The sequence below is a fragment of the Magnetospirillum fulvum MGU-K5 genome (genome assembly GCF_000442515.1).
Taxonomy (GTDB): domain Bacteria; phylum Pseudomonadota; class Alphaproteobacteria; order Rhodospirillales; family Magnetospirillaceae; genus Phaeospirillum; species Phaeospirillum fulvum_B.
Genome location: NZ_AQPH01000010.1, coordinates 22,641 through 45,793, shown reverse-complemented (window position 1 = coordinate 45,793; position 23,153 = coordinate 22,641). Strand labels below are relative to the sequence as shown.

Here is a 23,153-nt window from a genome sequence, read left to right as displayed (position 1 = left end):
TGACCAGATGATGCGAAACGCGCGGCAGGCTTCGATACTCGCCCTGCTGATCGCGTCGGGGGTTTCGCTTGGCGGCTGCGCTGAGACGAATTTGTTCGGCCATGCGGCGAAATCGGCGATGTCGTCGGGCGATTCGCCTGCCATCTCATCCTCGGCGGTGCAGAATTACAAAATCGGCAAGCCCTATCAGGTCGCCGGGGTGTGGTATTACCCCCAGGAAGATTTCGATTACGACGAAACCGGCATCGCCTCGTGGTACGGTCCCGACTTCCACGCCAAGCTGACCGCCAACGGCGAGGTGTTCGACCAGAACGCTGTCACCGCCGCCCACAAGACCCTTCAGCTTCCCTGCATCGCCCGGGTCACCAACCTGGAGAACGGCCGCTCGATTATCCTGCGGATCAATGATCGCGGCCCCTTCGTCAATGGCCGCATCATCGACCTGTCGCGCAAATCGGCGCAGTTGCTGGGGATGGAGGGCAAGGGCACCGCGAAAGTGCGGGTTGAGGTCTTAAACGAGGAAAGTCGGGTTCTGGCCGGAAAGTTGAAGCCGGATTCGACCGGAAACGAGCCGAAAGTGGCTACGGCAGCCCCGCGGGGCTCGGTGACCGCCGAAACTCTGCCGCCGCCTCCCGGTGTCGCGGCGCGTCCTGGTGCCGATCAGCCTGCGGCTTCGGCCCCTCCGCCCCGGAGCGAAGTCGCGGCGGCGGAAGCCGATTTGTCCAATCAGGTCGTGAGCACCGTTCCCACTCATCCGACCAGCCTTTATGTCCAGGCTGGCTCGTTTGGTCGTCACGACAATGCGCTCCGCCTGTCTGCCCGCCTTTCTACCGTTGGTAGGTCTCAGATTCAGCAGGCGACGGTGCAGGGACGCACTGTCTATCGTGTTCGCCTCGGCCCGCTCGCCAATGTCGAGGAGGCCGACCGGATGCTTGACGCCGTCGTCGCCGTCGGCCAGACCGACGCCCGGGTGGTGGTCGACTGACGCTGCTTTTGTCCGCATCGGACTGGACAGACCATTCTTCTCCCGCGCATCACGGTTCCGATGCGCTTTGTTCCGTTACCAACTGACAGGTCGAAGACGTTGAAGATGCTCCCGCTTTTCCGCCGGTCGCTGCTTGCGGCCGCAATCGCCGCCGGTCTGGGCCTGGACAATGTCGCGTCCGCCCAGTCCATCGATACCGCCGCCCGTCAGGCGATCATCACTGATTTCGATACCGGAACGGTGATGATGGAAAAGAACGCCGACGAGTTGATGGTGCCGTCGTCGATGAGCAAGCTGATGACCGTATTCATGGTCTTCGAGAAGCTGAAATCGGGGGCTTGGAAGCCCGACGACGCCCTGCCGGTCAGCGAGACCGCCTGGAAACGCCATTACAAATCCGAAGGCTCGATGATGTTTCTGCCGGTCAATTCGACCGCGACCGTCGACGAATTGCTGAAGGGTGTTGTGATCCAGTCGGGCAACGATGCCTGCTCGGTGCTGGCCGAAGCCCATTCCGGCAGCGAGGAAGCATTTGCCGAAGCGATGACCCGCCGGGCCCGTCAGATCGGTCTGACCCGCTCGACCTTCCGCAACGCCAGTGGCTGGCCCGAACCAGACCACATGATGACCGCCCGCGATCTGTCGGTGCTGGCCCGTCATTTGATCGCCGATTTCCCCGATTATTATCCGCTGTTCAGCCAGATGGAGTTCGTCTTCAACGGCATCCGTCAGGGCAACCGCAATCCGCTGCTGTACGGCACCCCCGGCGCCGACGGATTGAAAACCGGCCACACCCAGGCCGCCGGGTTCGGGCTGACCGCGTCGATCAAGCGCGGCGACCGCCGCATCATCATGGTGTTGAACGGCCTGGGCAGCATGCAGCAGCGTGCCGATGAATCCCGCCGTCTGGCCGAATGGGCCTTCCGCGAGTGGGATCGCTATCCGCTGTTCCGCGCTGGCGAAGTGGTGGTTCCCGACGCCCCGGTATGGATGGGCGAGGCCCGGACCATTACCCTGGCGGCGAAATCGGATCTGGCAGTGACGTTGCCGCGTCGGGCGCGAGCGGATATGAAGGTCTCGGTCGTATTCAACGGTCCGATTCCGGCTCCGATCAAGGCCGGAACCGAAATCGGCAAGGTCGTTGTCACTGCGCCCGGCCTCTCGGCGTTGGAAATGCCGCTGGTAGCCGTCGCCGATGTTCCCCGACTCGGCTTTGGCGGCCGTCTGGTCGAAACCATCCGCAGCTTCTTCTCGGGTTCGCAGAGGTAGAATCGTGACTTTGCCGCCGAAACCGGGCCGGTTGATTACCTTTGAAGGCGGCGAGGGGGCTGGCAAGTCGACTCAGGTCGCCTTGCTGGCCGAAGCGCTGCGGTCGCGTGGGGTGACTGTTGTCACCACCCGCGAACCCGGCGGTTCGGAGGGAGCCGAGGCGATCCGCGCCTTGTTGGTTTCGGGAGAAACCAGCCGTTGGGACGGCATTACCGAGGCTTTGCTCCATTTTGCCGCCCGGCGCGACCATTTGCTGCGCACCGTCTGGCCCGCGCTGGAGCGTGGAGAGTGGGTGATTTGCGATCGCTTCGCCGATTCCACTCTGGCCTACCAGGGCTTCGGTCATGGTCTGTCGGCCGAGACGATTGGCAGCCTGTACCGGATCGCCGTTGGTCGTTTCGCGCCCGATCTGACTTTGGTGCTGGACCTGCCGGTCGAGGACGGATTGAAGCGGGCCGGGAGTCGGGGAGGAGCCGAAGACCGTTACGAGCGGATGGGACTGGGCTTTCATCAACGCTTGCGCCAGGGCTTCCTGGGCATTGCCGCCGATAATCCGCGTCGGTGCGCCGTGATCGATGCCGGTCAGGCCCCGGATATCGTGCATCGCGCTATCCTCGCGACGGTCGAAGCGCGGCTGTCTCCACCATGAGCGATGTCCCGCCGCCGCGCGAGTCCGCCGAGCTTTTCGGCCACGAAGCGGCGGAACAGGTCCTGCTTGACGCGTGGTCGTCCGGCCGCTTCCCCCATGCATGGCTGATCTGCGGCCCCAAAGGGATTGGCAAGGCGACCCTGGCCTATCGTCTGGCCCGGTTCGTCCTGGCAGGCGGCGGCGGGCCAAGTCTGTTCGGCGATGCGCCGTCCTCGCTGGCGATTTCTTCCGATCATCCCGTGTTTCGGCGGGTGGCGGCGCGGGGTCATGCTGACCTTGATGTCGTCGAGCGTGGCTGGGCCGACGATCGCCAAACCCGATTGCGCTCCGAGATCGTGGTCGAGGATGCCCGCGGCATCGGATCGTTTCTGTCGCTGACGCCGGCCGAGGGTGGCTGGCGAATCGTCATCATCGATTCAGCCGACGAGATGAACCGCAATGCTGCCAATGCGGTTCTGAAAGTACTTGAGGAACCGCCCCGCAACGCATTGATGATATTGATCTCTCACTCTCCGGGTCGGCTGTTGCCGACGATCCGGTCGCGCTGCCGCCGCCTCACTTTACGGCCGCTTCCCGAAGAGATCGTAACCCAGCTTCTGGCTCACCACCGTCCCGACCTGACCGAGGACGACCGCGCCGCTTTGTCGCGCCTGGGGGAAGGCAGCATCGGCAAGGCGCTGTCGCTGGCCGAGGCGGGTGGTCTCGATCTCTATCGCGAGATCGTCAACCTTCTGTTGACGCTGCCGCGGCTTGATCTGCCTGCGGTTCATGCCTTTGCCGATCGGGTGGCGCGGCCCGAGGCGGGCGAGCTGTTTTCCACCGTCTCCGAATTGCTGTGCTGGTGGCTGGCCCGGATGGTTCGCAATGGGGGCCGGGCCGGTGAGGGCAGGGTAACCGAGGTGGTTTCAGGAGAATCCGCGCTGATCGATCGCTTGCTGGCGGCGGCCTCTCTTGAACAATGGCTGGAGGTATGGGAAAAGATCAGCCTCATGTTCGCCCGAGCAGAGGCCGTTCATCTCGACCGCAAGCAAGTTTTGCTGGGGGCCTTCTTGACCGTGGAGCGTTTGGCGCGCCGCGCGTCTCGCTAGCCGTTAGTCGGGCGTTCACAAGACCAAAGACGGAGGGACCGCCGAATGACCGGGGCCGCAGCCTTTTATGTCACGACACCGATTTATTATGTCAACGACAAGCCCCATATCGGCCACGCCTATACCACTCTGGCCTGCGATGTCATGGCCCGGTTCAAGCGTCTTGACGGGTATGACGTCCACTTCCTGACCGGCACCGACGAGCATGGTCAGAAGGTCGAGAAATCGGCCGAAGTGGCCGGGATCACTCCGCAGGCCCTGGCAGATCTCAATTCGGCCAATTTCCGCGAGTTGGCCCGCCGTCTCGGTTGCTCCAACGACGATTTCATCCGCACCACCGAAGAGCGGCATCATGTCGCCTGCCAGGCCTTGTGGAACGAGCTGATCCGCCGTGACGAGATTTACCTTGGCCATTACGAAGGTTGGTATTCGGTCCGCGACGAAGCATTCTATGCCGAGGATGAACTGATCTCTGGTCCGGGCGGTGCCCGCCTTGCCCCCACCGGCGCGCCGGTCGAATGGGTCAAGGAACCCAGCTATTTCTTCCGTCTGTCGAAGTGGCAACAGCCGCTGCTCGATTGGTACGAGGCCAATCCCGACGCGGTGGCTCCGGCCTCGCGCCTGAACGAGGTCAGAAGCTTCGTTGCTGGTGGCTTGCAGGATCTGTCGGTTTCCCGCACCAGCTTCAAGTGGGGCATCCCGGTTCCCGGCGACGAGAACCACATCATGTATGTCTGGCTCGACGCCCTGACCAATTACATGACGGCGGTTGGCTATCCCAATACGCAAGGTGAGTTCGCCCGTTTCTGGCCCGAAGTGATCCATGTCGTCGGCAAGGATATCGTCCGCTTCCACGCCGTTTATTGGCCTGCGCTGCTGATGGCGGCGCAATTGCCCCCGCCCAAGCGGATTTTCGCTCATGGCTGGTGGACCAACGAAGGCCAGAAGATTTCGAAATCGGTCGGCAATGTGATCGATCCGTTGGGACTGATCGATACCTATGGCCTTGATCAGTTGCGTTTCTTCCTGCTGCGCGAAGTCCCGTTCGGCAATGATGGCGATTTCAGCCACCGCGCCATGATCGGCCGGATGAACAGCGAGTTGGCCAACGATCTTGGCAATCTGGCCCAGCGGGTTTTGTCGATGATCGGCAAGAATTGCGGCGCCAAGGTGCCGACGCCTCAAGCCGAACGGACCGAGGACGATTGCGCGATGCTGGGCGCGGCCGATGGGCTGCTGGCCGCCGTGCGTCCGCTGATCGACCGTCAGGCCTTCAACGAGGTGCTGGAGACGATCTGGGTGGTGATCCGCGCCGCCAACGGCTATGTCGACCGTCAGGCTCCGTGGGCGTTGCGCAAGACCGATCCGGCCCGGATGGAGACCGTTCTGTACGTGCTGGCCGAAACGATCCGGACCGTTGCCACTTTGTTGCATCCGTTCATGCCGACATCAGCCGATCGGATGCTCGACCAGTTGGCGATTGCCGCGGACGGTCGGGTCTTTGCCCGTCTGGGGGAGGCCGGGCGTCTGGTTCCTGGGACTGCCTTGCCCGCGCCACAGGGGGTGTTCCCCCGCTTTGTCGAGGAAACGGCGGACTGACATGCTGGTCGATAGTCACTGCCACTTGGATTTTCCTGATTTTGCCGACGATCTTGATGAGATCGTCGCGCGAGCCGGACGGGCAGATGTCGGGGTGATGCTGAGCATCGGCACCCACATTACCCGCCATCCCCAGGTGCTGGCGATCGCCGAGCGGTTTGAGCAGGTCTATTGCAGCGTCGGCATTCACCCTCACGAAGCGGGGACCGAACCGGCAGCGACGGTCGAGACTCTGCTGGCCTTGGCAGAGCACCCCAAGGTGGTCGCGTTCGGTGAGACCGGGCTCGATTATTACTACGACAAAAGCCCGCGCGACCGGCAGCGAGAGTCGTTTCGGATTCACATCGAAGCTGCCCGCCGCGCTGGTCTGCCGGTGATCATCCATACCCGCGACGCCGATGCCGACATGGCGGCAATTCTCGAAGAGGAGATGGGGCAGGGGGCCTTTACCGGTCTGATCCATTGCTTCAGCGCTGGACCCGACTTTGCCGCCACGGCGTTGCGGTTGGGGCTGTATCTGTCGGCATCAGGGATCATGACCTTCAAGACCGCCGACAGCCTGCGCGAGACCCTGGCATCGGTGCCGCTTGACCGGCTGCTGGTCGAGACGGATTCGCCTTATCTGGCGCCACTGCCGCATCGGGGCAAGCGCAACGAACCGGCCTATGTCGCTCTGACCGCCGCCCGTCTGGCCGAAATCCGGGGAATTTCCCCCGCCGCACTGGCCGAAGCGACCACCGCGAACTTTTTGCGCCTGTTCACAAAGGTCGGGCGATGAAAATCACGATCCTGGGCTGCGGCGGTGCTGCCGGGGTTCCCGGGATTTCAATGGGGTGGGGCAGGTGCGATCCGGCAGAGCCGCGCAATCGTCGCCTGCGCTCCTCGATTTTGGTCGAGAGCGGTCCGACCCGGATTCTGGTCGATACCTCTCCCGACCTGCGCGAGCAATTGCTGTCGGCTCAGGTGCGCAGCCTGGACGCCGTGATCTATACCCACGATCACGCCGACCATCTGCACGGTCTCGACGATCTGCGCGAAATCAACCGTATTATCCGCCGTGCTCTTCCGGTGTGGGCGACTGCCGAAACGCTTGACGCGGTAAGGGGGCGCTTTCCCTATGCCTTCGAGCCGATCGGCGATATCTCCGGACCGATCTTTCGTCCGTTGCTGGATGCCAAACCGATCACCGACCGGTTTCAGGTCGGCTACATCGATGTCCTGCCGCTGGATCAGGATCACGGCTATTGCCGCTCGCTGGGTCTACGCTTTGGTGATATCGCCTATTGCACCGATGTCGTTGCCTTTCCCCCGCAGTCATTTGCCGCGTTGCGTGGCCTCGATCTGCTGATCGTCGGCTGTCTGGTCGATGAGCCTCATCCCACCCACGCCCATGTCGGTCGCGTACTGGAATGGGTTGAAACCCTACGGCCGCGCCGCACCGTGCTGACCCATTTAGGGTCGCGTCTGGATTACCAATCCCTGCGGGCGCGGCTGCCCGAAGGAATCGAACCTGCCTATGACGGCATGATCCTTGAGGTGCCATGCCCGTAACCGACCCCCAGGTGGTGGTGCTGATTCTGCTGCTGGGTGCGGTTCTGGTGGTGCCTTTGTTTCAGCGCCTGGGGATTCCCTCGGTGCTGGGTTATCTGGTCGCCGGGATTGCCCTGGGGCCGTATAACCCCGGCCCGGTTTCGATCAATGCCGAGATTACCCGCCCGCTGGCCGAGCTTGGGGTGGTGTTCTTGTTGTTCGCGATTGGTCTCGACCTGCCATTTGCCCGGCTGCGAACCTTGCGACGGCTGATTTTCGGCCTGGGAATTACGCAGGTCGTCTTGTGTGGAGCAGTGTTTTACGGTCTGGGCCTCGCGTTCGGTCTGTCGCCTCACGCTGCGTTGGTCGTCGGGGTGACGCTGTCTTTTTCCTCGACGGCAACCGTGCTCGCGATCCTGGTCGAACGCAACGAAGCGGTCAGCCATCACGGCCGCATCGCGATCTCGGTTCTGATCCTTCAGGATCTGGCGGTGGTCCCGTTGTTGGTGTTGTTGCCGCTGCTGGCCAGCGCCCCGGACCGGATGGCCTCGGCCCTGGAACTGGCCGGGATCAAGGCTGTGCTGGCAATTCTCGCGATCTATCTGGTTGGGCGGGTGATCCTGCGTCCGGCCTATCGCTACATCGCCAGGATTCGCAATGCCGAGGTGTTCACCGCCGCCAACCTGTTGCTGGTGCTCGCAGTCGGCTGGTTGACCGCCCAGGCCGGAATGTCGATGGCGCTGGGGGCGTTTCTCGCCGGTCTGCTGGTAGCGGATTCACCTTATCGTCATCAGGTCGAAGCCGATATCGAGCCATTTCGCGGTCTGTTACTCGGATTGTTCTTCATGACGGTGGGGATGTCGATCGACTTGCCCTATGTCACCGGTCATCTGATGACGGTCACAGGACTGACGTTTGGCCTCGTTTTCGTGAAGGCGGTTCTGATCGGGCTGTGTGGACTCGCTATCGGGATTGGGAGGATACAGTCCTTTCGGGTTGGGGTTCTGCTGGCTCAAACCGGCGAGTTCGCCTTCGTCGTGTTTTCCCGCGCCGACCAATTGAACCTGCTTGAGCGCGAGCAGTCTCAGACCCTGGTGGCCGCCGTGGTGCTGTCGATGGCGTTGACGCCCGCGCTGGCCGGGCTGGGACGGGCCGTGACGCTGTTCTGGCGCAAGAAAACGGCCCGAGAGATGTTTCCGTCTGCTGCCGAGGGGAAAAGCGGCCACGTCGTCATCGCCGGATATGGGAGAATTGGACGTGCAGTCGCTAGGATTTTGTCGGAACACGATATCGATTACCTCGCGCTCGATCTCGACATCGACCGGGTGGCCAAGGCGCGGGCGAACGGATTGCAGGTTTATTATGGCGATGCGGGGCAGGTCGGCGTACTGCGGTCGGTCGGAATCGAGCGGGCGCGGGCGGCCGTGATCACGGTCAACAAACCTCGGGCCGCCGAACGGGCCGTGGCCCAAATCCGTCAGACGGTCCCCGGTCTGATCATCATTGCCCGGGCGCACGATCTGGCTCAGAAAGAAATTCTGGGCAACGCCGGTGCAACCGCCGTTGTGCCCGAGACAATCGAAGCCAGCTTGCAGCTGGCCGGTCTGGTGTTGCGATCGACCGGTATCGATCCCGACGCTGTGGAGCAGACGTTGCGCCGCCAGCGCCACAGCGTCGATTTGCCATTGGGACCCGTGCCGCGAGACGACAAGACGGTCACTCTGGACTGATCGGTATTGCATATCCTGGCCCCCCTCCTGATTATCGCCATAATATACATTATGCGACAATCGGGTGTTGGCATTTATAGCCTCCCTTCGGGGCAACACCACCCTTCCCGCTCTCTTTTCACGTGATATCAAAGATGTCCGCGCCACGCTGTCCAGGCCAGGGCGAGTGGTCGTGGGTGGCTGCGGACAATCCCTGGCGCGAATGGATTGCCGTTTGCCTGATGCAGCGCGGCCAGATGAGCCTTGGCTTGCACCGCAGCCAACACAGCAGGAAGCGCCGTTCGCGTCACGCGGATGCCTCGCCCTTGAACCAGCCAGTGGTCGGCCCGGTCCATCATTGCTCGGGCTGCGGCAGTCAAATCCTCGCCAGTCGCTCGTCCGGCCAGAATCGCGTCGGCTCCGTCTTCCGGCAACAGCGAGGCCGGTAAAGTCACCCGACCCAGGGCGGCATGATAGGCAATCGAGCGCAGATGCCCCAAAATTCCCCAGGCGGTCGCGATGGCGCGAACGCAATCTCGGTCCGCCTCGCCATCGCTGCCAAGGATCGACAAAGCCAGCATTCCGACACCGACCGGCGCGGCCGCGGCCAGACGTTCCGCCGCGTCGAGATCGGCGGGCGGATCAGGATCGAAATCGTGTTCGCGGGCGATCAGAATCTCGTCGATCTGCTCTGGGTCGAGTTGGTGCCGGGCAATTGCCAGACGCAGCGGCTCGACCAGGGGATGACCGGCCCCACCCTGCCCGGCCAGCAGCGCGTCACGCCACCATTGCAGGCGGATCAGCCCGGCCAGAGGTTCGCGAGCCTGTTCCCGGATTTTCGTTAATTCAACGTTCAGCGCATAGAGTGAGAACAGATCGTCGCGACGGTCCGCCGGTGCGAACAAGGCGGTGACGAAGCGTTCGCGATCATACTGGCGCACCAGAGTGGCGGCATAAGACAGGCCGGTTTTCAGAGGTGGCAAGGGTCTGTCCCTTCCGTGCAAGACGTGTCATATATGCGGCCTCCTCACCGATACGTCTATGGAAGGATTCGCCGTGACCCGCGCCGCAGCCCCTTTGTCTGCCGCTGCCAGCAAGACCGCGAACGAGGAGAATTTCCCGGTCGCGTCGCTTCTGCTGCATAAATCACGCCGCAGTACGGTGATGGCCTATTACCATTTTGCCCGTCATGCCGACGATGTCGCGGATTCTGCCGCCTTGACCGGGGTGCAGAAGGTCGCGGCTCTCGACGCGCTTGAGGCCGCGCTGCGCGGGACGAAGGAGGCGCCAGAGCTGGCGACTGCCCTGACCTACCGCGCCGCCGTGTCCGGCGATCTTGCCCTGATCGACACTGCCGCCGAATTGCTGAACGCGTTTCGTCGCGATGCGCTGCGTAATTACTGCGCTGATTGGGCCGATCTTCTGAGCTATTGCCAGTCTTCGGCGGCTCCGGTCGGCCGTTTCCTGCTGACCCTGCACGGTGAATCGGCCGAGACCTTTCCCGCCAACGATGCGCTGTGCGCCGCTTTGCAGGTGCTGAATCATCTTCAAGATTGCGGCAAGGATCTGCGCGAGCTGGATCGGGTCTATATTCCGCTCGATCTGCTGAACGCTGCCGGCCTGACCCGTGAGGTACTGCGGCAACCCTCCAGCCCGGCCGCATTGCGGACGGTACTCGATCAGATGCTCGACCTGACCGATGGACTGATTGCCGACGCCCGCCCCCTGGTTGGGAAAATCCGCGACGTTCGGCTGCGGCTCCAGACGTCGATCACCGTCCGGGTCGCGGAAGTGCTGTCCAAGCGCCTGCGCAGCGGCGATCCGCTCGCCACCCGGGTCAAGTTGTCTCCGCTCGATTATGCCGGTGTCGTCGTTGTCGGCGTGGCACGCGGTTTAGCGGTCTAAAAGGCGACGGTCTGATGCCCCATCCCACGACTCTTCACGTTGTCGGTGCCGGTCTGGCCGGTCTGGCCGCCGCCACTGCGGCCGCCCGGACCGGAATTCGGGTCTGTCTCTATGAATCTGCCAGCCATGCCGGCGGACGGTGCCGCTCGTTCTTTGACGACAAGCTTGACCGGTTGATCGACAATGGCAGCCACCTCCTGCTGGGCGCGAACAAGATCGCCTTGAGCTATGCCCGCGCCACTGGCGGGATCGAGGCGATGGTCCCTGCCCCGCGCCGGTTCGATTTCTTCGATCTGGCCGACCAATCGCGCTGGACCGTCAGTCCGACCCGTCTGCCCGCCGGATTGGGGGAGATTTTGCGGGCGCTGGGCTTGCCCTGGACTGGGGCTGAGGCCAGTGTCGCCGACCGGTTGGGACAGAGTCCAGGCTTCGCCCGCTTTTGGAAACCGTTGTGCGAAGCGATCTTGAACACCACGCCCGAGGAATCATCGGCGCGGATGTTTTCTTGGACGATGCGCCGCGCGCTGCTGGGCGGTGCGCCCGCCTTATCCCCCTGGACCTTTCCGTTGGGGCTGTCGGCGGCTCTGGTCGCCCCTGCCCTGGCCACGCTAGGCAGTTTCGGTGCTGAAATCCAATTCCGGCATCGCCTGATCGGTGTTACGGCAGGTCGGCTCGATTTTGACGAGGATCGCTCGGTCATCCTCGGCCCGCATGACCGGGTGATCCTGGCCCTGCCGCCGTGGGCGATGGGATCGGTTCTCCCCGGTTGGGATTTGACATTGCCGACCCGCACCATCGTCAATGCTCATTTCCGCCTCGCTCATCCCGCGATTCTGCCCCAGGGCGTTCCATTCCTGGGGCTGGTCAACGGCTATGGTCATTGGCTGTTTCCGCGTGGTGACGTGCTGTCGGTGACGGTATCGGCGGCGGAGGGATTGGTTGATCGCCCGGCTGACGAGATCGCCGCGATCTTGTGGGGCGAAGCCGCCAGTGCGATCGGACTCTCTGCTGCGGATGTCCCTCCTGCGCGGGTGATCAAGGAACGCCGGGCTACCCTCGCCCACGATCCCGCCACCATCCGTCGTCGCCCCGGTCCCGAGACGTCGATCCCCGGCGTTTATCTTGCCGGGGACTGGCTTCGTTCGTCTTGGCCTTGCACGATTGAAGCCGCGATAAGCAGTGGATTATACGCAGCTCAACGGGCATTGGGACAAAAGACCCTATCCTTTGGGCGGTAAGACCCTTCACATCTCTCCAATAAATGCCTATCTTTCCCAGGATGGTTTAGATCCCTTCTAAGCCTAACGAGAACATTCTGAGAGAGCGAGGTATCCCATGGCCTTCGAGCTTCCGCCGCTTCCGTTTGCCATTGATGCGCTGGAGCCGCATATCTCGGCGCGAACCCTTGAGTTTCATCACGGCAAGCATCACGCAGCCTATGTCAACAATCTGAACGGCCTGATCAAGGACACCGATCTGGCGTCCAAATCGCTCGAAGAGTTGATCCATATTGCCGCCGCCGATCTGCCGGCCAAGCAAGGCATCTTCAACAATGCCGCCCAGGTGTGGAACCACACGTTCTTTTGGAACAGCCTGACCAAGGGCGGCGGCGGTCAGCCCAGCCCGAGCCTGCTGGCACGAATCGAGGCTGATTTCGGCAGCTTTGAGGCGTTCAAGACCGAGTTCAAGAATGCTGCGGTGACTCAGTTCGGTTCGGGCTGGGCGTGGCTGGTCGAAGACGGCGGCAAGCTGAAGATCACCAAGACCGCCAATGCCGACCTTCCCCTGGCGCACGGCCAGAAGGCGCTGCTGACCGTCGATGTGTGGGAGCACGCCTATTACCTCGACTGGCAGAACCGCCGCCCGGACTTTGTTCAGGCCTTCCTCGATCACCTCGTCAACTGGTCCTTCGTCGAGGCGAACCTGGGCTGACCGTCCGGTTTTGTTTCGACTGCCCTGCCCCCCTGGAAGTAACCCTTCCAGGGGGTTTTTCATGGGCGACAACATCCCTGAGATTGCCAATCTTTCAGGAATCAGCTTATAAGGGTAAGGAACAAAACGTGATCTTACTAAGATCGTTCGCGGGGGGCTTCCGAGATGAGTGCAACCACGTCGATCCGATCCTGCAATGAAGCGGGAAAGGATATCATTCGCCAGTGCGAGGGATTGCGGCTGAAAGCCTATCTTTGTCCGGCGGGGAAATTGACCATAGGCTATGGCCACACCGGGCCTGACGTCAAAACGGGAATGACGATCACCGAAGAGGACGCCAACACCCTGCTCTCTCGGGATCTGGTCGCCGCCGAGAAAGCGATTGTTGGTGCGGTCAGCGTTACGATCACCGACAACCAGTTTTCCGCGCTGGTATCGTTTGTGTTCAATCTGGGGGCCGGAAATTTTTACGGCTCGACCCTGCTGAAGAAGCTGAACGCAAACGATATCTTTGGTGCTGCTGACGAGTTCCTGCGCTGGAACAAAGTTAATGGACAGGTTCTGGCCGGTCTGACCCGTCGCCGCGAGGCCGAGCGGACGCTGTTTCTCAGCAACACGAATCGGTTGGCATAGACTCGGGGATAAGGTGCCTCGTCGGAAAACGAAAAAGCCCCCAGGAAATCGAAATTTCCTGGGGGCTTTTCATTTGGTGGGCCCGCCGGGACTCGAACCCGGGACCTCTCGATTAAAAGTCGCTTGCTCTACCAACTGAGCTACGGGCCCTCACCAAAGGGCGCTCACCATATTCAGGAGAGCGCCCTTCGTCAATCTCCTGTTTTCATCTTTGGCCGACTATTTCTTAACGTCGGCCAAAATGCGGGCACGGACCAGCTTATCCGGCTTGCTGACGATGCCGTTGTCGCTGGGATCGCCCTTCTTGATCCGGTCGACCAGATCCATTCCCTCCAACACGGTGCCAACGATCGTGTAGCGACCATCCAGGCTGGGGGATGAACCGAGCATGATGAAGAACTGTGAATCGGCGCTGTCCGGGCTGTTGGCGCGGGCCATGCCGACCACGCCGCGCACAAACGGCTCGCCCGAGAATTCGGCCCGCAGCTTGGTGCCAGACCCGCCGGTGCCGGTGCCGGTTGGGTCGCCCCCCTGCGCCATGAAGCCCGCGATCACCCGATGAAAGGGGGTGCCGTCATAGAAACCCTTGCGCACCAATTCCTTGATGCGGGCAACGTGGTTCGGTGCGAGATCGGGGCGTAACTCGACCGTCACCGTTCCGGTGGCGAGGTCAAGCAACAGCGTATCTTCGGGCGTGGCGGCAGAGGCCGACACCAGGGTAGCAAACAGCAGAAATACCGCAGCGGCGGCACCCTTCAAAACAGACATTCTTTCATCACCTCACGGATTGGCGTCTTCGGCGGCATCCGCAGCGACCCGCAGGCTGAGGATCGTGTCCGGATTGTCGACGTTGCCATTGCGCAGAACGCTGCCTTTCTTGATGGCACCAACATGCTCCATCCCTTCGATCACCTGCCCCCAGACGGTATATTGGCCGTCCAGATGCGCAGCCGGTTCAAAGACGATGAAGAATTGCGAATCGGCGCTGTCGGGATTGCTGGCGCGGGCCATCGAGCAGGTGCCGCGGACATGCTTCTCCGCCGAGAATTCGGCCTTCAGCTTGACCCCCGAACCGCCGGTGCCGTTCCCCTTCGGGCACCCGGTCTGCGCCATGAAGCCCTCGATCACCCGATGGAACTTCAGCCCGTCATAAAATTTCTGCCGCACCAGATCCTTAAGACGAGCGACATGATTCGGCGCCAGATCCGGACGCAGTTCGATGACGACCCGTCCCCCCTTAAGCTCCAGGTGCAGAATATTCTCGCTGTCCACGCCTTCCTCCCCTCTTATGGCCGGTCCCCCGAGCCGAACTTGGCATCCAGCCTGGACTTTACAGCCGGGCTGACAAATTGTGAAATATCCCCCCCCAGACGACCGATCTCTTTGACGAAACGCGACGAAATAAACTGGCAGCGTTCCGACGCCATCAGGAAGATGGTTTCGATATCAGGGGCAAGGCGGGCATTCATACCCGCCATCTGAAATTCATATTCAAAATCCGAGACGGCGCGCAGGCCCCGCACGATGAGATTGGCGCCGCATTCCCGGCAAAAATTCATCAGCAGCGAGTCGAACGGCCGCACCTCGATACTGGTGCCAAGTTGGGCGGATAGATCGTCCATTTCGGCGGTGACGATCTCCACCCGCTCTTCCAGAGTGAAGAGCGGTCCCTTTCCGGCGTTTGCCGCCACCGCGACGATCAGGTGATCGACCAGACCGGCGGCTCGGGCGACGATATCAAGGTGACCGTTGGTCACCGGGTCGAACGTGCCGGGATAGAGTCCGACCCGTGTGGTCATGCCGCGTCTCCTCCAGACAGGGGCGGAGCCTCGCCCTCAGCATTTTCGGTGTCGTCGTCGCTTTCCCCTTCGCCGTCGCCGGGTCCCCCCCCAGATCGCACAGCCGGGCCGCCGACACCACCCGTTCGCCCTCGGCCGTGCGCAGCAGCGTCACGCCCTGGGTCTTGCGACCGGCAATCCGAATATCGAAGACCGGCATTCGGATCAATTTACCACCATCGCTGACCAGCATGATTTCATCTTCGTCGGCGATGGGGAACGATGCCACCACCGGCCCGGTCTTGGCGGTCATGTCGATATTGGCGATACCCTGCCCGCCTCGTCCGGTGATGCGGTATTCGAACGCTGAGGTCCGTTTGCCGAAGCCGTTTTCGGTGACGGTCAGGATGAATTGCTCTTCCGCCCGCATCCGCTCGGTCTGCTCGATCGACAATTCGCCCCGCGAGAAGGCATCGCGGGTTTCACTGTCGTAATCGACGTGGGCGAGGATCGACATCGAGATCACCTCGTCGCCCTCTTCCAGCCGCATTCCGCGCACGCCGGTCGAATCGCGTCCCTTGAACTCGCGGACTTCCTGAACGGCGAACCGGATCGCCTTGCCCATCCGGGTGGCGAGCAGCACGTCGTCGCTTTCGGCCGAGCAGGTCTGAACCGAGATCAGCCGTTCGTTCTCGCCCAGCTTCATCGCGATCTTGCCGTTGGCGCGCACTTCGGCGAAATCCGACAGCCGGTTGCGGCGGACGTCGCCGCGCGAGGTCGCGAACATGACATGCAGATCGCCCCACACCGCTTCATCCTCGGGCAACGGCATGATGGTCGAGATCGTCTCGCCTTCGTCAAGGGGAAGCAGATTGACCATCGCCTTGCCCCGCGCCTGAGGCGTGCCGAGCGGCAGACGGTAGACCTTCAGCTTGTAGGCAATACCCGCCGAGGAGAAGAACAGCATCGGCGCATGGGTGTTGGCGACGAACACCTGATTGAGGAAATCCTCTTCCTTGATGTTCATCCCCGAGCGGCCCTTGCCGCCTCGCTTCTGGGCACGATAGGCCGACAGCGGCACCCGCTTGATGTAGCCGGTGTTGGTCACCGTCACCACCATGTCCTCGCGGGCAATCAGGTCTTCGATATCGGCTTCGAACTCGTTTTCTTCGATCATCGTCCGGCGCGGAGTCGCGAATTGCTCGCGGATTTCGGCCAGTTCTTCCTTCATCACCTCAAGACGCCGCGTCCGCGACGACAGGATTTCAAGGAATTCAACGATCTGAGCCCCGATCTCGCGCAGTTCGTCGCCGATCTTGTCGCGTTCAAGCCCGGTCAAACGGTGCAGACGCAGATCAAGGATCGCCTTGGCCTGGATTTCCGACAGACGATAGGTCCCGTCCTCAATCCCCCGTCCCGGCTCGTCGATCAGACGGATCAGCGAATCGACATCGCCGACCGGCCAGGCACGCGCCATCAATTGCTCACGGGCGGTGCCGGGATCGGGCGCGGCGCGGATCAACCGGATCACTTCGTCGATATTGGCGACGGCGATCGCCAGACCGGCCAAGACGTGGGCACGGTCGCGAGCCTTGCCGAGCTCAAAGATCGTGCGGCGGGTGATCACCTCTTCCCGGAAGGTGACGAAGGCGGCAATGATGTCCTTCAAGGTCATCATCTCGGGACGGCCGCCATTCAGCGCCAGGGTATTGACCCCGAAGCTGGTCTGGAGCGGGGTAAAGCGATAGAGCTGGTTCAGCACCACTTCGGCGATCGCGTCACGCCGCAGCTCGATCACCACCCGCACGCCATCGCGGTCGGACTCGTCGCGCAGGTCGGAAATGCCTTCGATCTTCTTGTCGCGGACCAACTCGGCAATCTGCTCGAGCATCCGCGCCTTGTTGACCTGATACGGCATCTCGGTGACGACAATCGCCTCGCGATCCTTGCGGATTTCCTCGAAATGGACGCGGGCGCGTAAGATCACCGAGCCACGCCCGGTTAATTGGGCGGCGCGGATACCGGCGCGGCCGAGGATGGTGCCACCGGTGGGGAAGTCCGGGCCCGGCACCAGTTCGGTCAGCCGGTCCGGGGTCACCTCGGGATCGTCGATATAGGCGCAGCAGGCGTCGATCACCTCGCCCAGATTATGCGGCGGGATGTTGGTGGCCATGCCGACGGCGATACCGCCAGCGCCATTGACCAGCAGGTTGGGGAACCGCGCCGGAAGCACCGTCGGTTCGAATGAAGATTCGTCGTAATTGGCCTGGAAATCGACCGTTTCCTTGTCGATATCCTCGATCAGCGAGTGGGCGACACGGGCCAGACGGGCCTCGGTATAACGCATCGCCGCGGGCGGATCGCCGTCCATCGATCCGAAATTGCCCTGCCCGTTGATCAGCGGCAGCCGCATCGAAAACGTCTGGGCCATCCGGACCATGGCGTCATAGATCGCACTGTCGCCATGGGGGTGATACTTACCCATGACGTCACCGACGATGCGCGCCGATTTACGGAACGGTTTATTGAAGTCGTAACCGGCCTCTTTCATCGCGAACAGAATACGTCGATGGACCGGTTTCAAGCCATCGCGGACGTCGGGAAGGGCCCGGCTCACAATCACGCTCATCGCGTAATCGAGATAAGACCGCTTCATCTCATCTTCGATGGTAACCGGGGTGATATCGAATTGTGGCGACACAGGAGGGGTGGTCAACGATGTCTTCCCATCGGTTGCACAGGACTTCGGACATGACCACACCGGCGCTGACAACCAGGGGTTGCGGCGACCGGTCGGCTATGGAGGCGCACGCTACCAGATATCGTGCAGTGCGACAACCGCGCGGCCATCTTTCCTCTGCCCGGGCGAGAAAAGTGCCCCTTCCGCCGCCCGGTCCCATGCGATAATGTGCGCCGCCTTGATCATTCGCGGGGACAATGCGCCATGGCTGGCAGCGTCAATAAAGTCATTCTTGTCGGCAATCTGGGACGTGACCCCGAGGTGCGGACGTCGCAGGACGGGGCGAAGATCGTCTCTCTCAACATCGCCACCTCGGAATCCTGGAAAGACCGCGCCAGCGGTGAACGTAAGGAAAAGACCGAGTGGCATCGGGTGGTGATCTTCAACCCGAACCTTGCCGATGTTGCCGAGCGCTATCTGCGCAAGGGCAGCTCGGTTTATATCGAGGGGGCGCTTCAAACCCGCAAATGGACAGATCAATCCGGTCAGGAGCGTTACACCACCGAAGTGGTGATCGGGCGGTTCAAGGGTGAACTGACCCTGCTGGGTGGCCGCGATGGCGGTGGCTCGGCCGGTGGTGGTGGATCTGGCGGCGGGTTTGGTGGCGGATATGACGACGCCCCGCCCCGTCAGAGTGGCGGCGGCCGCCAGGGCGGTGGGCAGAGCTGGGAGCCCCCGGCCGATCTCGATGACGAGATTCCGTTCTAACCGACGATCGTTCCAAGCTGTTCATTCGACGGGAGGTTCCACCAGGAGCCTCCCGTTTTTCTTTGCGCGATGGATAACGACCTGGACTCTGACCGGGCGATAGCCTATCGGGAGGCGCGAAGGGCAGAGGTCCCTTTTTATCCATTCTGGCTCGCCATCCGACCCGGATATATGCGGCAGACGCATCGCGTTCCAGTTTCATTTGAGGGGAATACACCGTGCCGAGGTTGGGTCTTTCGGGAAAAATGCTGATCGTTGTCGCGGCCAGCGTCGTCGGGTTCATTCTGGTCGCGAGTCTAGGGATGGTCTTCCTCCATGAATCGATGATAGCGGATCGCATTGCCAAACTGCGCAGTGTCACCGACATCGCCCGCACCCTGACGCAGGCAGAATACGACCGCGCTGTCAGAGGCGAATTCTCGCAGGACGAGGCGCAAAAGCGGGTCCGCGATCAGTTGCGCGCCGTTCGTTATGACGGGGGAGAATACCTGTTCATCTATGCCGAGGATGGGACCTGCATGCTCAGCCCCGGCCGGATCGAGCGCGAAGGTAAAAACGCGCTCGGGATCAGGGATATCAACGGCCTGCCCTTCATCGCCCGGATGATCGAGGTCGCCAAGGCGGGCGGTGGTGCCGTGTTCTATCAATTCACCCGCCCCGGCTCGGAAATCCCGGTTCCAAAAGGCTCATACGCCCAGTTCTTCGCCCCCTGGGGCTGGATGATCGGCTCTGCCGTCGCCATCGACGACATTGAAGCCGAATTCCGCTCCGCCGCGCTGAAATTCTCCGGAATCGTTCTGCTGATCACCTTGCTGACCACGATCCTGGTGATGGCGGTCGCCCGCCACATTGCCCTGCCGCTGAAGCGATTGACCGAAGCCACCACTCAGTTGGCCAACCAGAATTACGCGACCGAGGTGACCGAGACCGAGCGCGGCGATGAGATCGGCTCCCTGGCAAACTCGATCCGATCCCTGCGCGACATCGCCCGTGAAGCCCAGTCTCTGCGCGATGCTCAGGAACAAGTCAAGCGGCAGGTCGAAGACGAACACCGTCGGGCTGCCCTGGCGATGGCGGATTCCTTCGAACGCAGCGTCAAACAGGTCACCGACGTTATCGCCACGTCAGCTCATAGCATGCGCGATGCCGCCCAGAGCCTGACCGGGGTGGCAAATCAGACCTCGGCCCAAGCCGGCGAAGTCGCGGCGGCGGCTGACCAAGCGTCATCCAAGGTGCAGACCGTGGCGGCCGCCTCGGAGCAATTGTCAGCATCAATTCAGGAAATCAGTCGCCAGGTTCGGGATTCGGCAACGATGTCCTCGGATGCGGTGGCCGAGGCAGGACGGTCCGATCATCTGGTTCAAGGTCTGGCCGATGCGGTCGGGCGGATCGGCGAGGTGGTCAATCTGATCAACGATATCGCTTCGCAGACCAACCTGCTGGCCTTGAACGCGACAATCGAGGCGGCGCGGGCGGGAGAAGCGGGCAAAGGTTTTGCCGTCGTCGCCGGTGAGGTTAAGAATCTCGCCAACCAGACCGCCAAGGCGACCGAGGATATCGCGACCCAGATCAACGCGGTCCAGAACGCCACGTCCGAAGCGGTGGTGGCGATCCGTAATATTGGCGGAACAATTGGGCGAATCAATGGGATTGGGGCCGCGATTGCGGCAGCGGTGGAACAGCAACATTCCGCTACCACCGAGATTTCGCACAACATTCAGCAGGCCTCTGCCGGAACCCGTCAGGTGACCGATTACCTTGCCGCGCTGGCGGGGGCGATCGCCGATGTCGAGACGACATCGGGTGGCGTTCTGACGGCCTCGAACACCCTCACCGAACAATCGAAACGATTGGACAAGGAAGTCGGTTCGTTCCTCCACAGCATTAGAGCCTGACGATAAGAGGCTGATATCCAAAACGATATCAGCCTCATCCCTCGCCGATTACAGGTGACGGACCAGATCGGCCCCGACCTCGCTCAGCGTCAGAATACCCATGATAGCAAACAGGATCGCTGCAACGATGTGAACCAGTCGCAACGGAATCCGGGTTGCCGCCGCTTCGCCCAGCAAAACGGCCGGGACATTGGCGGCCATCATCCCCAGCGTAGTGCCCAGGGTCACCAGCAGCAGGTCATCGAAGCGCGCCGCCAGGGCCACTGTCGCGATCTGGGTCTTGTCGCCGATCTCGACCAGGAAGAACGCCACCAGGGTGGCGAGGAAGGGGCCAAACCGTTCCCCAATGCCAGGAGCGTCATCGTCGATCTTGTCAGGCACCAGAATCCAGACCGCCATCGCCAGAAACGACAGACCCAGCGCCCAGCGCATCGTCTCTCCTCCCAGCCAGTCGGCGACCGCAGTTCCGGCCCAGGCGGCAAGGCCATGATTGGCCAGGGTCGCGACCAGGATGCCCAGAATGATCGGAATCGGCCGTCGGAAACGAGCGGCAAGAACCAAAGCCAGCAATTGAGTTTTGTCGCCGATCTCGGCGATCGCCACAATCGCGGCGGAAATAAACAGCGCGTCCATAATAACCTTTGGGGGCTGGGCGGATAGAAAACCAATGGCTTTGCGCCCCGCCCACCCCCCTGGTGTCGGACGCCAAGCCAAAGGTCTCGCCAAGCGACTCTTGCCGAATGCGCCATGAGCTGTGCAGCTCAAGTCTGTTGACGCATCCCTCTCGGATCAGGCCGAGAGAGGCTACTCCCCAATGACGGCGCACACCGTAAATGCATGGCTTCTTATACGCAAGCTCGTTTGCGGTTCAGGTATTTCTTTGGAACAATCTGGAAAATTAGCATAGGGGTGCATATGTCTTCGGATTGATTGCACCTGTTGGTTATGGGTGGAGATGTGACATGATCCCTAAAATGGGAATTTCCGGAAAGTTGCTGATCGTCGTTGCGGGCAGTATCTTCGGCTTTGTTGTGGTTGCTGCCTTAGCGATGTTCTTCTTACGCTCGATCATGGTCGAGGATCGTGTCGCTAAGTTGCACAACTTAGTTGAAGTTGCCCAGGGGATTGCGCAAGACAACTACAACAGATCTTTAAAGGGAGAATTCGATCAAGCCGAGGCACAAAGACTGACTCGCAACATTTTGCGCGACCTTCGCTATGATAAGGACGAATACTTTTTCATCTATGCCGTAGATGGAACGGGAGTAATGATTCCCGGGCATCCCGAGCGCGAAGGCCAAAGCGCTTTGGAAACAAAGGACTCTAACGGCATCTTTATCATTCGCCGCCTGATCGAACTGGCCCAGGCCGGTGGCGGATCGCTGTTTTATCAGTTCCCCCGCGTCGGCTCGGATGTGGCCATCGACAAATTGTCTTACGCCAATCTGTTCGCGCCCTGGGGCTGGATGATGGGCACCGGGATTTATATCGACGATATCCAGGAAATTTTCTGGGATAAGGCACTCCATTTCGCCGGTCTGGTCTTACTGGTTACCCTGCTGTGCGGGGCTCTGGCGCTTGGTGTGGCTCGTCACATCGCCAATGCGTTAAAGCGGCTGTCCACGATCACCAACCGCCTCGCCAATCAGGATTACGATACTGTCGTCACCGAGATCGACCGTACCGATGAAATCGGTTCGCTAGCGGTTTCGATCCGCACCTTGCGCGATGCCGCCCGCGAAGCGGCATCATTGCGCCGCGAGCAGGAAATGTCGAAATTGCGTGCCGAGGAAGAACGTCGGGCTTCCGCAATGCGGATGGCGGATTCGTTCGAAAGCAGCGTCAAGCAGGTTTCCGACGTTATCGCCGCCTCGGCAGGAAGCATGAAAAGTGCGGCGGAATGTCTGACCGATGTCGCCCGCCAGACCTCGTCGCAAGCCACCTCGGTTGCCGCTGCGGCGGAAGAGGCGTCAACCAACGTCCAGACAGTTGCCGCGGCATCAGAGGAATTGTCGGCGTCGATCCGCGAAATCAGCCGTCAGGTCCAGCAATCGGCGACAATGTCGGCCGAGGCGGTATCCGAGGCGCAACGGACCGATCACTTGGTTAAAGGACTGGCGGAAGCGGCGGGCAAGATCGGCGATGTCGTCGGTCTGATCAACGACATCGCGGCCCAGACCAATTTGCTGGCGCTGAATGCCACCATCGAGGCGGCTCGGGCCGGTGAGGCGGGTAAGGGCTTTGCCGTCGTCGCCAACGAGGTCAAACATCTCGCCAACCAGACCGCGCGGGCGACCGAGGAAATCGGGGCCCAGATCGGTGCGGTCCAGGCCGCCACCACCGAGGCGGTGGGCGCGATTAGCATTATCGGCGGCACCATCGGTCGGATCGACGAGATCGGGGCCGGTATCGCAGCCGCCGTCGAGGAGCAGCACGCCGCGACCGCCGAAATCTCGCGTAACATCCAGCAGGCGTCGGAAGGAACCCGTCAGGTCACCGATTATCTGACCCAATTGGCCTCGGCCGTCGGCGAGGTGGGCGAGACATCGAACGGGGTTCTGACGGCGTCGCACGAGTTGGAAACGCAGTCACAGCGTCTCAACAAGGAAGTCGGAACGTTCCTCGACAGCGTTCGGGCCTGAGTGATTTTGCCGACGGAGGATGGCGTGACGGAGGGCTTTATCCCACCCGGGAAACCCTCTACCATCCGCCGCCGGTTCACAGTTTGACGAA

The 23,153-nt window shown here is 61.6% G+C and carries 21 protein-coding genes, 1 tRNA gene and 1 riboswitch; of the genes, 15 read left to right on the top strand and 7 right to left on the bottom strand.

What is annotated here, in order from left to right:
• Nucleotides 1-7: 7 nt before the first annotated feature.
• The 8 genes from K678_RS04520 (at nt 8) to K678_RS04485 (ending at nt 8,850) form a co-directional block, all read left to right on the top strand.
• On the top strand, nt 8-985 hold the full coding sequence (locus K678_RS04520; RefSeq protein WP_039852057.1) for a septal ring lytic transglycosylase RlpA family protein: 978 nt from the start codon (nt 8-10) through the stop codon (nt 983-985).
• Between the two features lie 105 nt (nt 986-1,090).
• Nucleotides 1,091-2,254, top strand: coding sequence for a D-alanyl-D-alanine carboxypeptidase family protein (locus K678_RS04515; protein ID WP_021131276.1), 1,164 nt, complete (start codon nt 1,091-1,093; stop codon nt 2,252-2,254).
• Nucleotides 2,255-2,258: 4 nt separating this feature from the next.
• Nucleotides 2,259-2,903 (top strand): dTMP kinase, encoded by a 645-nt coding sequence (gene tmk / locus K678_RS04510; protein WP_039852042.1) that lies wholly within the window; start codon nt 2,259-2,261, stop codon nt 2,901-2,903.
• Nucleotides 2,900-3,991 (top strand): DNA polymerase III subunit delta', encoded by a 1,092-nt coding sequence (locus tag K678_RS04505; RefSeq protein WP_021131274.1) that lies wholly within the window; start codon nt 2,900-2,902, stop codon nt 3,989-3,991. Before tmk ends, K678_RS04505 begins: the two co-directional genes overlap by 4 nt.
• A 45-nt stretch (nt 3,992-4,036) precedes the next feature.
• Nucleotides 4,037-5,590 (top strand): methionine--tRNA ligase, encoded by a 1,554-nt coding sequence (metG, locus tag K678_RS04500; protein ID WP_021131273.1) that lies wholly within the window; start codon nt 4,037-4,039, stop codon nt 5,588-5,590.
• A gap of 1 nt (nt 5,591) precedes the next feature.
• Entirely contained in the window at nt 5,592-6,368 is a 777-nt protein-coding gene (locus K678_RS04495) for a TatD family hydrolase (protein WP_021131272.1), read from the top strand.
• On the top strand, nt 6,365-7,141 hold the full coding sequence (locus K678_RS04490) for an MBL fold metallo-hydrolase (protein WP_021131271.1): 777 nt from the start codon (nt 6,365-6,367) through the stop codon (nt 7,139-7,141). The genes K678_RS04495 and K678_RS04490 overlap by 4 nt, the downstream gene beginning before the upstream one ends.
• Nucleotides 7,132-8,850: a monovalent cation:proton antiporter-2 (CPA2) family protein gene (locus K678_RS04485; protein ID WP_021131270.1), complete on the top strand. Its 1,719-nt coding sequence runs from the start codon at nt 7,132-7,134 to the stop codon at nt 8,848-8,850. The genes K678_RS04490 and K678_RS04485 overlap by 10 nt, the downstream gene beginning before the upstream one ends.
• 128 nt (nt 8,851-8,978) lie before the next feature.
• Here K678_RS04485 and K678_RS04480 read toward each other — a convergent pair whose 3' ends face one another.
• On the bottom strand, nt 8,979-9,812 hold the full coding sequence (locus K678_RS04480; RefSeq protein ID WP_021131269.1) for a phytoene/squalene synthase family protein: 834 nt from the start codon (nt 9,810-9,812) through the stop codon (nt 8,979-8,981).
• 73 nt (nt 9,813-9,885) lie between these two features.
• Here K678_RS04480 and hpnC point away from each other — a divergent pair, with 73 nt between their 5' ends.
• From hpnC to K678_RS04460, 4 genes are all read left to right on the top strand, one after another.
• The gene (gene hpnC / locus K678_RS04475; protein ID WP_231376202.1) at nt 9,886-10,734 is read left to right on the top strand and encodes a squalene synthase HpnC; all 849 of its coding nucleotides are present in this window, start codon (nt 9,886-9,888) and stop codon (nt 10,732-10,734) included.
• Between the two features lie 14 nt (nt 10,735-10,748).
• Complete coding sequence (locus K678_RS04470; protein ID WP_021131267.1) at nt 10,749-11,972, top strand: hydroxysqualene dehydroxylase; 1,224 nt, start codon at nt 10,749-10,751, stop codon at nt 11,970-11,972.
• A gap of 97 nt (nt 11,973-12,069) precedes the next feature.
• Nucleotides 12,070-12,666, top strand: coding sequence for a superoxide dismutase (locus K678_RS04465; RefSeq protein WP_021131266.1), 597 nt, complete (start codon nt 12,070-12,072; stop codon nt 12,664-12,666).
• Nucleotides 12,667-12,831: 165 nt separating this feature from the next.
• Nucleotides 12,832-13,299: a lysozyme gene (locus K678_RS04460; protein ID WP_021131265.1), complete on the top strand. Its 468-nt coding sequence runs from the start codon at nt 12,832-12,834 to the stop codon at nt 13,297-13,299.
• A gap of 74 nt (nt 13,300-13,373) precedes the next feature.
• On the opposite strand, the gene K678_RS04455 is transcribed toward K678_RS04460, so the two are convergent.
• The 5 genes from K678_RS04455 to gyrA all read right to left on the bottom strand — a co-directional run bounded on the left by K678_RS04455 (nt 13,374) and on the right by gyrA (nt 17,793).
• Nucleotides 13,374-13,449, bottom strand: a tRNA-Lys gene (locus tag K678_RS04455).
• A gap of 69 nt (nt 13,450-13,518) precedes the next feature.
• Nucleotides 13,519-14,067, bottom strand: a complete 549-nt coding sequence (locus K678_RS04450; protein ID WP_039852039.1) for a peptidylprolyl isomerase — start codon at nt 14,065-14,067, stop codon at nt 13,519-13,521.
• A gap of 12 nt (nt 14,068-14,079) precedes the next feature.
• The gene (locus K678_RS04445) at nt 14,080-14,571 is read right to left on the bottom strand and encodes a peptidylprolyl isomerase (protein WP_021131263.1); all 492 of its coding nucleotides are present in this window, start codon (nt 14,569-14,571) and stop codon (nt 14,080-14,082) included.
• Between the two features lie 14 nt (nt 14,572-14,585).
• Nucleotides 14,586-15,098, bottom strand: a complete 513-nt coding sequence (coaD, locus tag K678_RS04440) for a pantetheine-phosphate adenylyltransferase (RefSeq protein WP_021131262.1) — start codon at nt 15,096-15,098, stop codon at nt 14,586-14,588.
• Nucleotides 15,037-17,793 (bottom strand): DNA gyrase subunit A, encoded by a 2,757-nt coding sequence (gyrA, locus tag K678_RS04435; protein ID WP_155804453.1) that lies wholly within the window; start codon nt 17,791-17,793, stop codon nt 15,037-15,039. Before gyrA ends, coaD begins: the two co-directional genes overlap by 62 nt.
• A gap of 228 nt (nt 17,794-18,021) precedes the next feature.
• Here gyrA and ssb point away from each other — a divergent pair, with 228 nt between their 5' ends.
• Both ssb and K678_RS04425 read left to right on the top strand, forming a co-directional pair.
• Nucleotides 18,022-18,525 carry a single-stranded DNA-binding protein gene (ssb, locus tag K678_RS04430; RefSeq protein WP_021131260.1) on the top strand — a complete coding sequence of 168 codons (504 nt, stop codon included), beginning with the start codon at nt 18,022-18,024 and terminating at the stop codon, nt 18,523-18,525.
• 245 nt (nt 18,526-18,770) lie between these two features.
• A complete protein-coding gene (locus K678_RS04425) occupies nt 18,771-20,420 on the top strand; it encodes a methyl-accepting chemotaxis protein (protein WP_021131259.1) in 1,650 nt (549 codons plus the stop codon).
• A gap of 48 nt (nt 20,421-20,468) precedes the next feature.
• Here the strand turns inward: K678_RS04425 and K678_RS04420 are convergent, their stop codons facing one another.
• On the bottom strand, nt 20,469-21,053 hold the full coding sequence (locus tag K678_RS04420; RefSeq protein WP_021131258.1) for a TMEM165/GDT1 family protein: 585 nt from the start codon (nt 21,051-21,053) through the stop codon (nt 20,469-20,471).
• 17 nt (nt 21,054-21,070) lie between these two features.
• Nucleotides 21,071-21,245: riboswitch (yybP-ykoY riboswitch) on the bottom strand.
• 137 nt (nt 21,246-21,382) lie between these two features.
• Between K678_RS04420 and K678_RS04415 the strand changes: the two genes are divergently transcribed.
• Complete coding sequence (locus K678_RS04415; RefSeq protein WP_039852036.1) at nt 21,383-23,062, top strand: methyl-accepting chemotaxis protein; 1,680 nt, start codon at nt 21,383-21,385, stop codon at nt 23,060-23,062.
• The last annotated feature ends 91 nt before the right edge of the window (nt 23,063-23,153 follow it).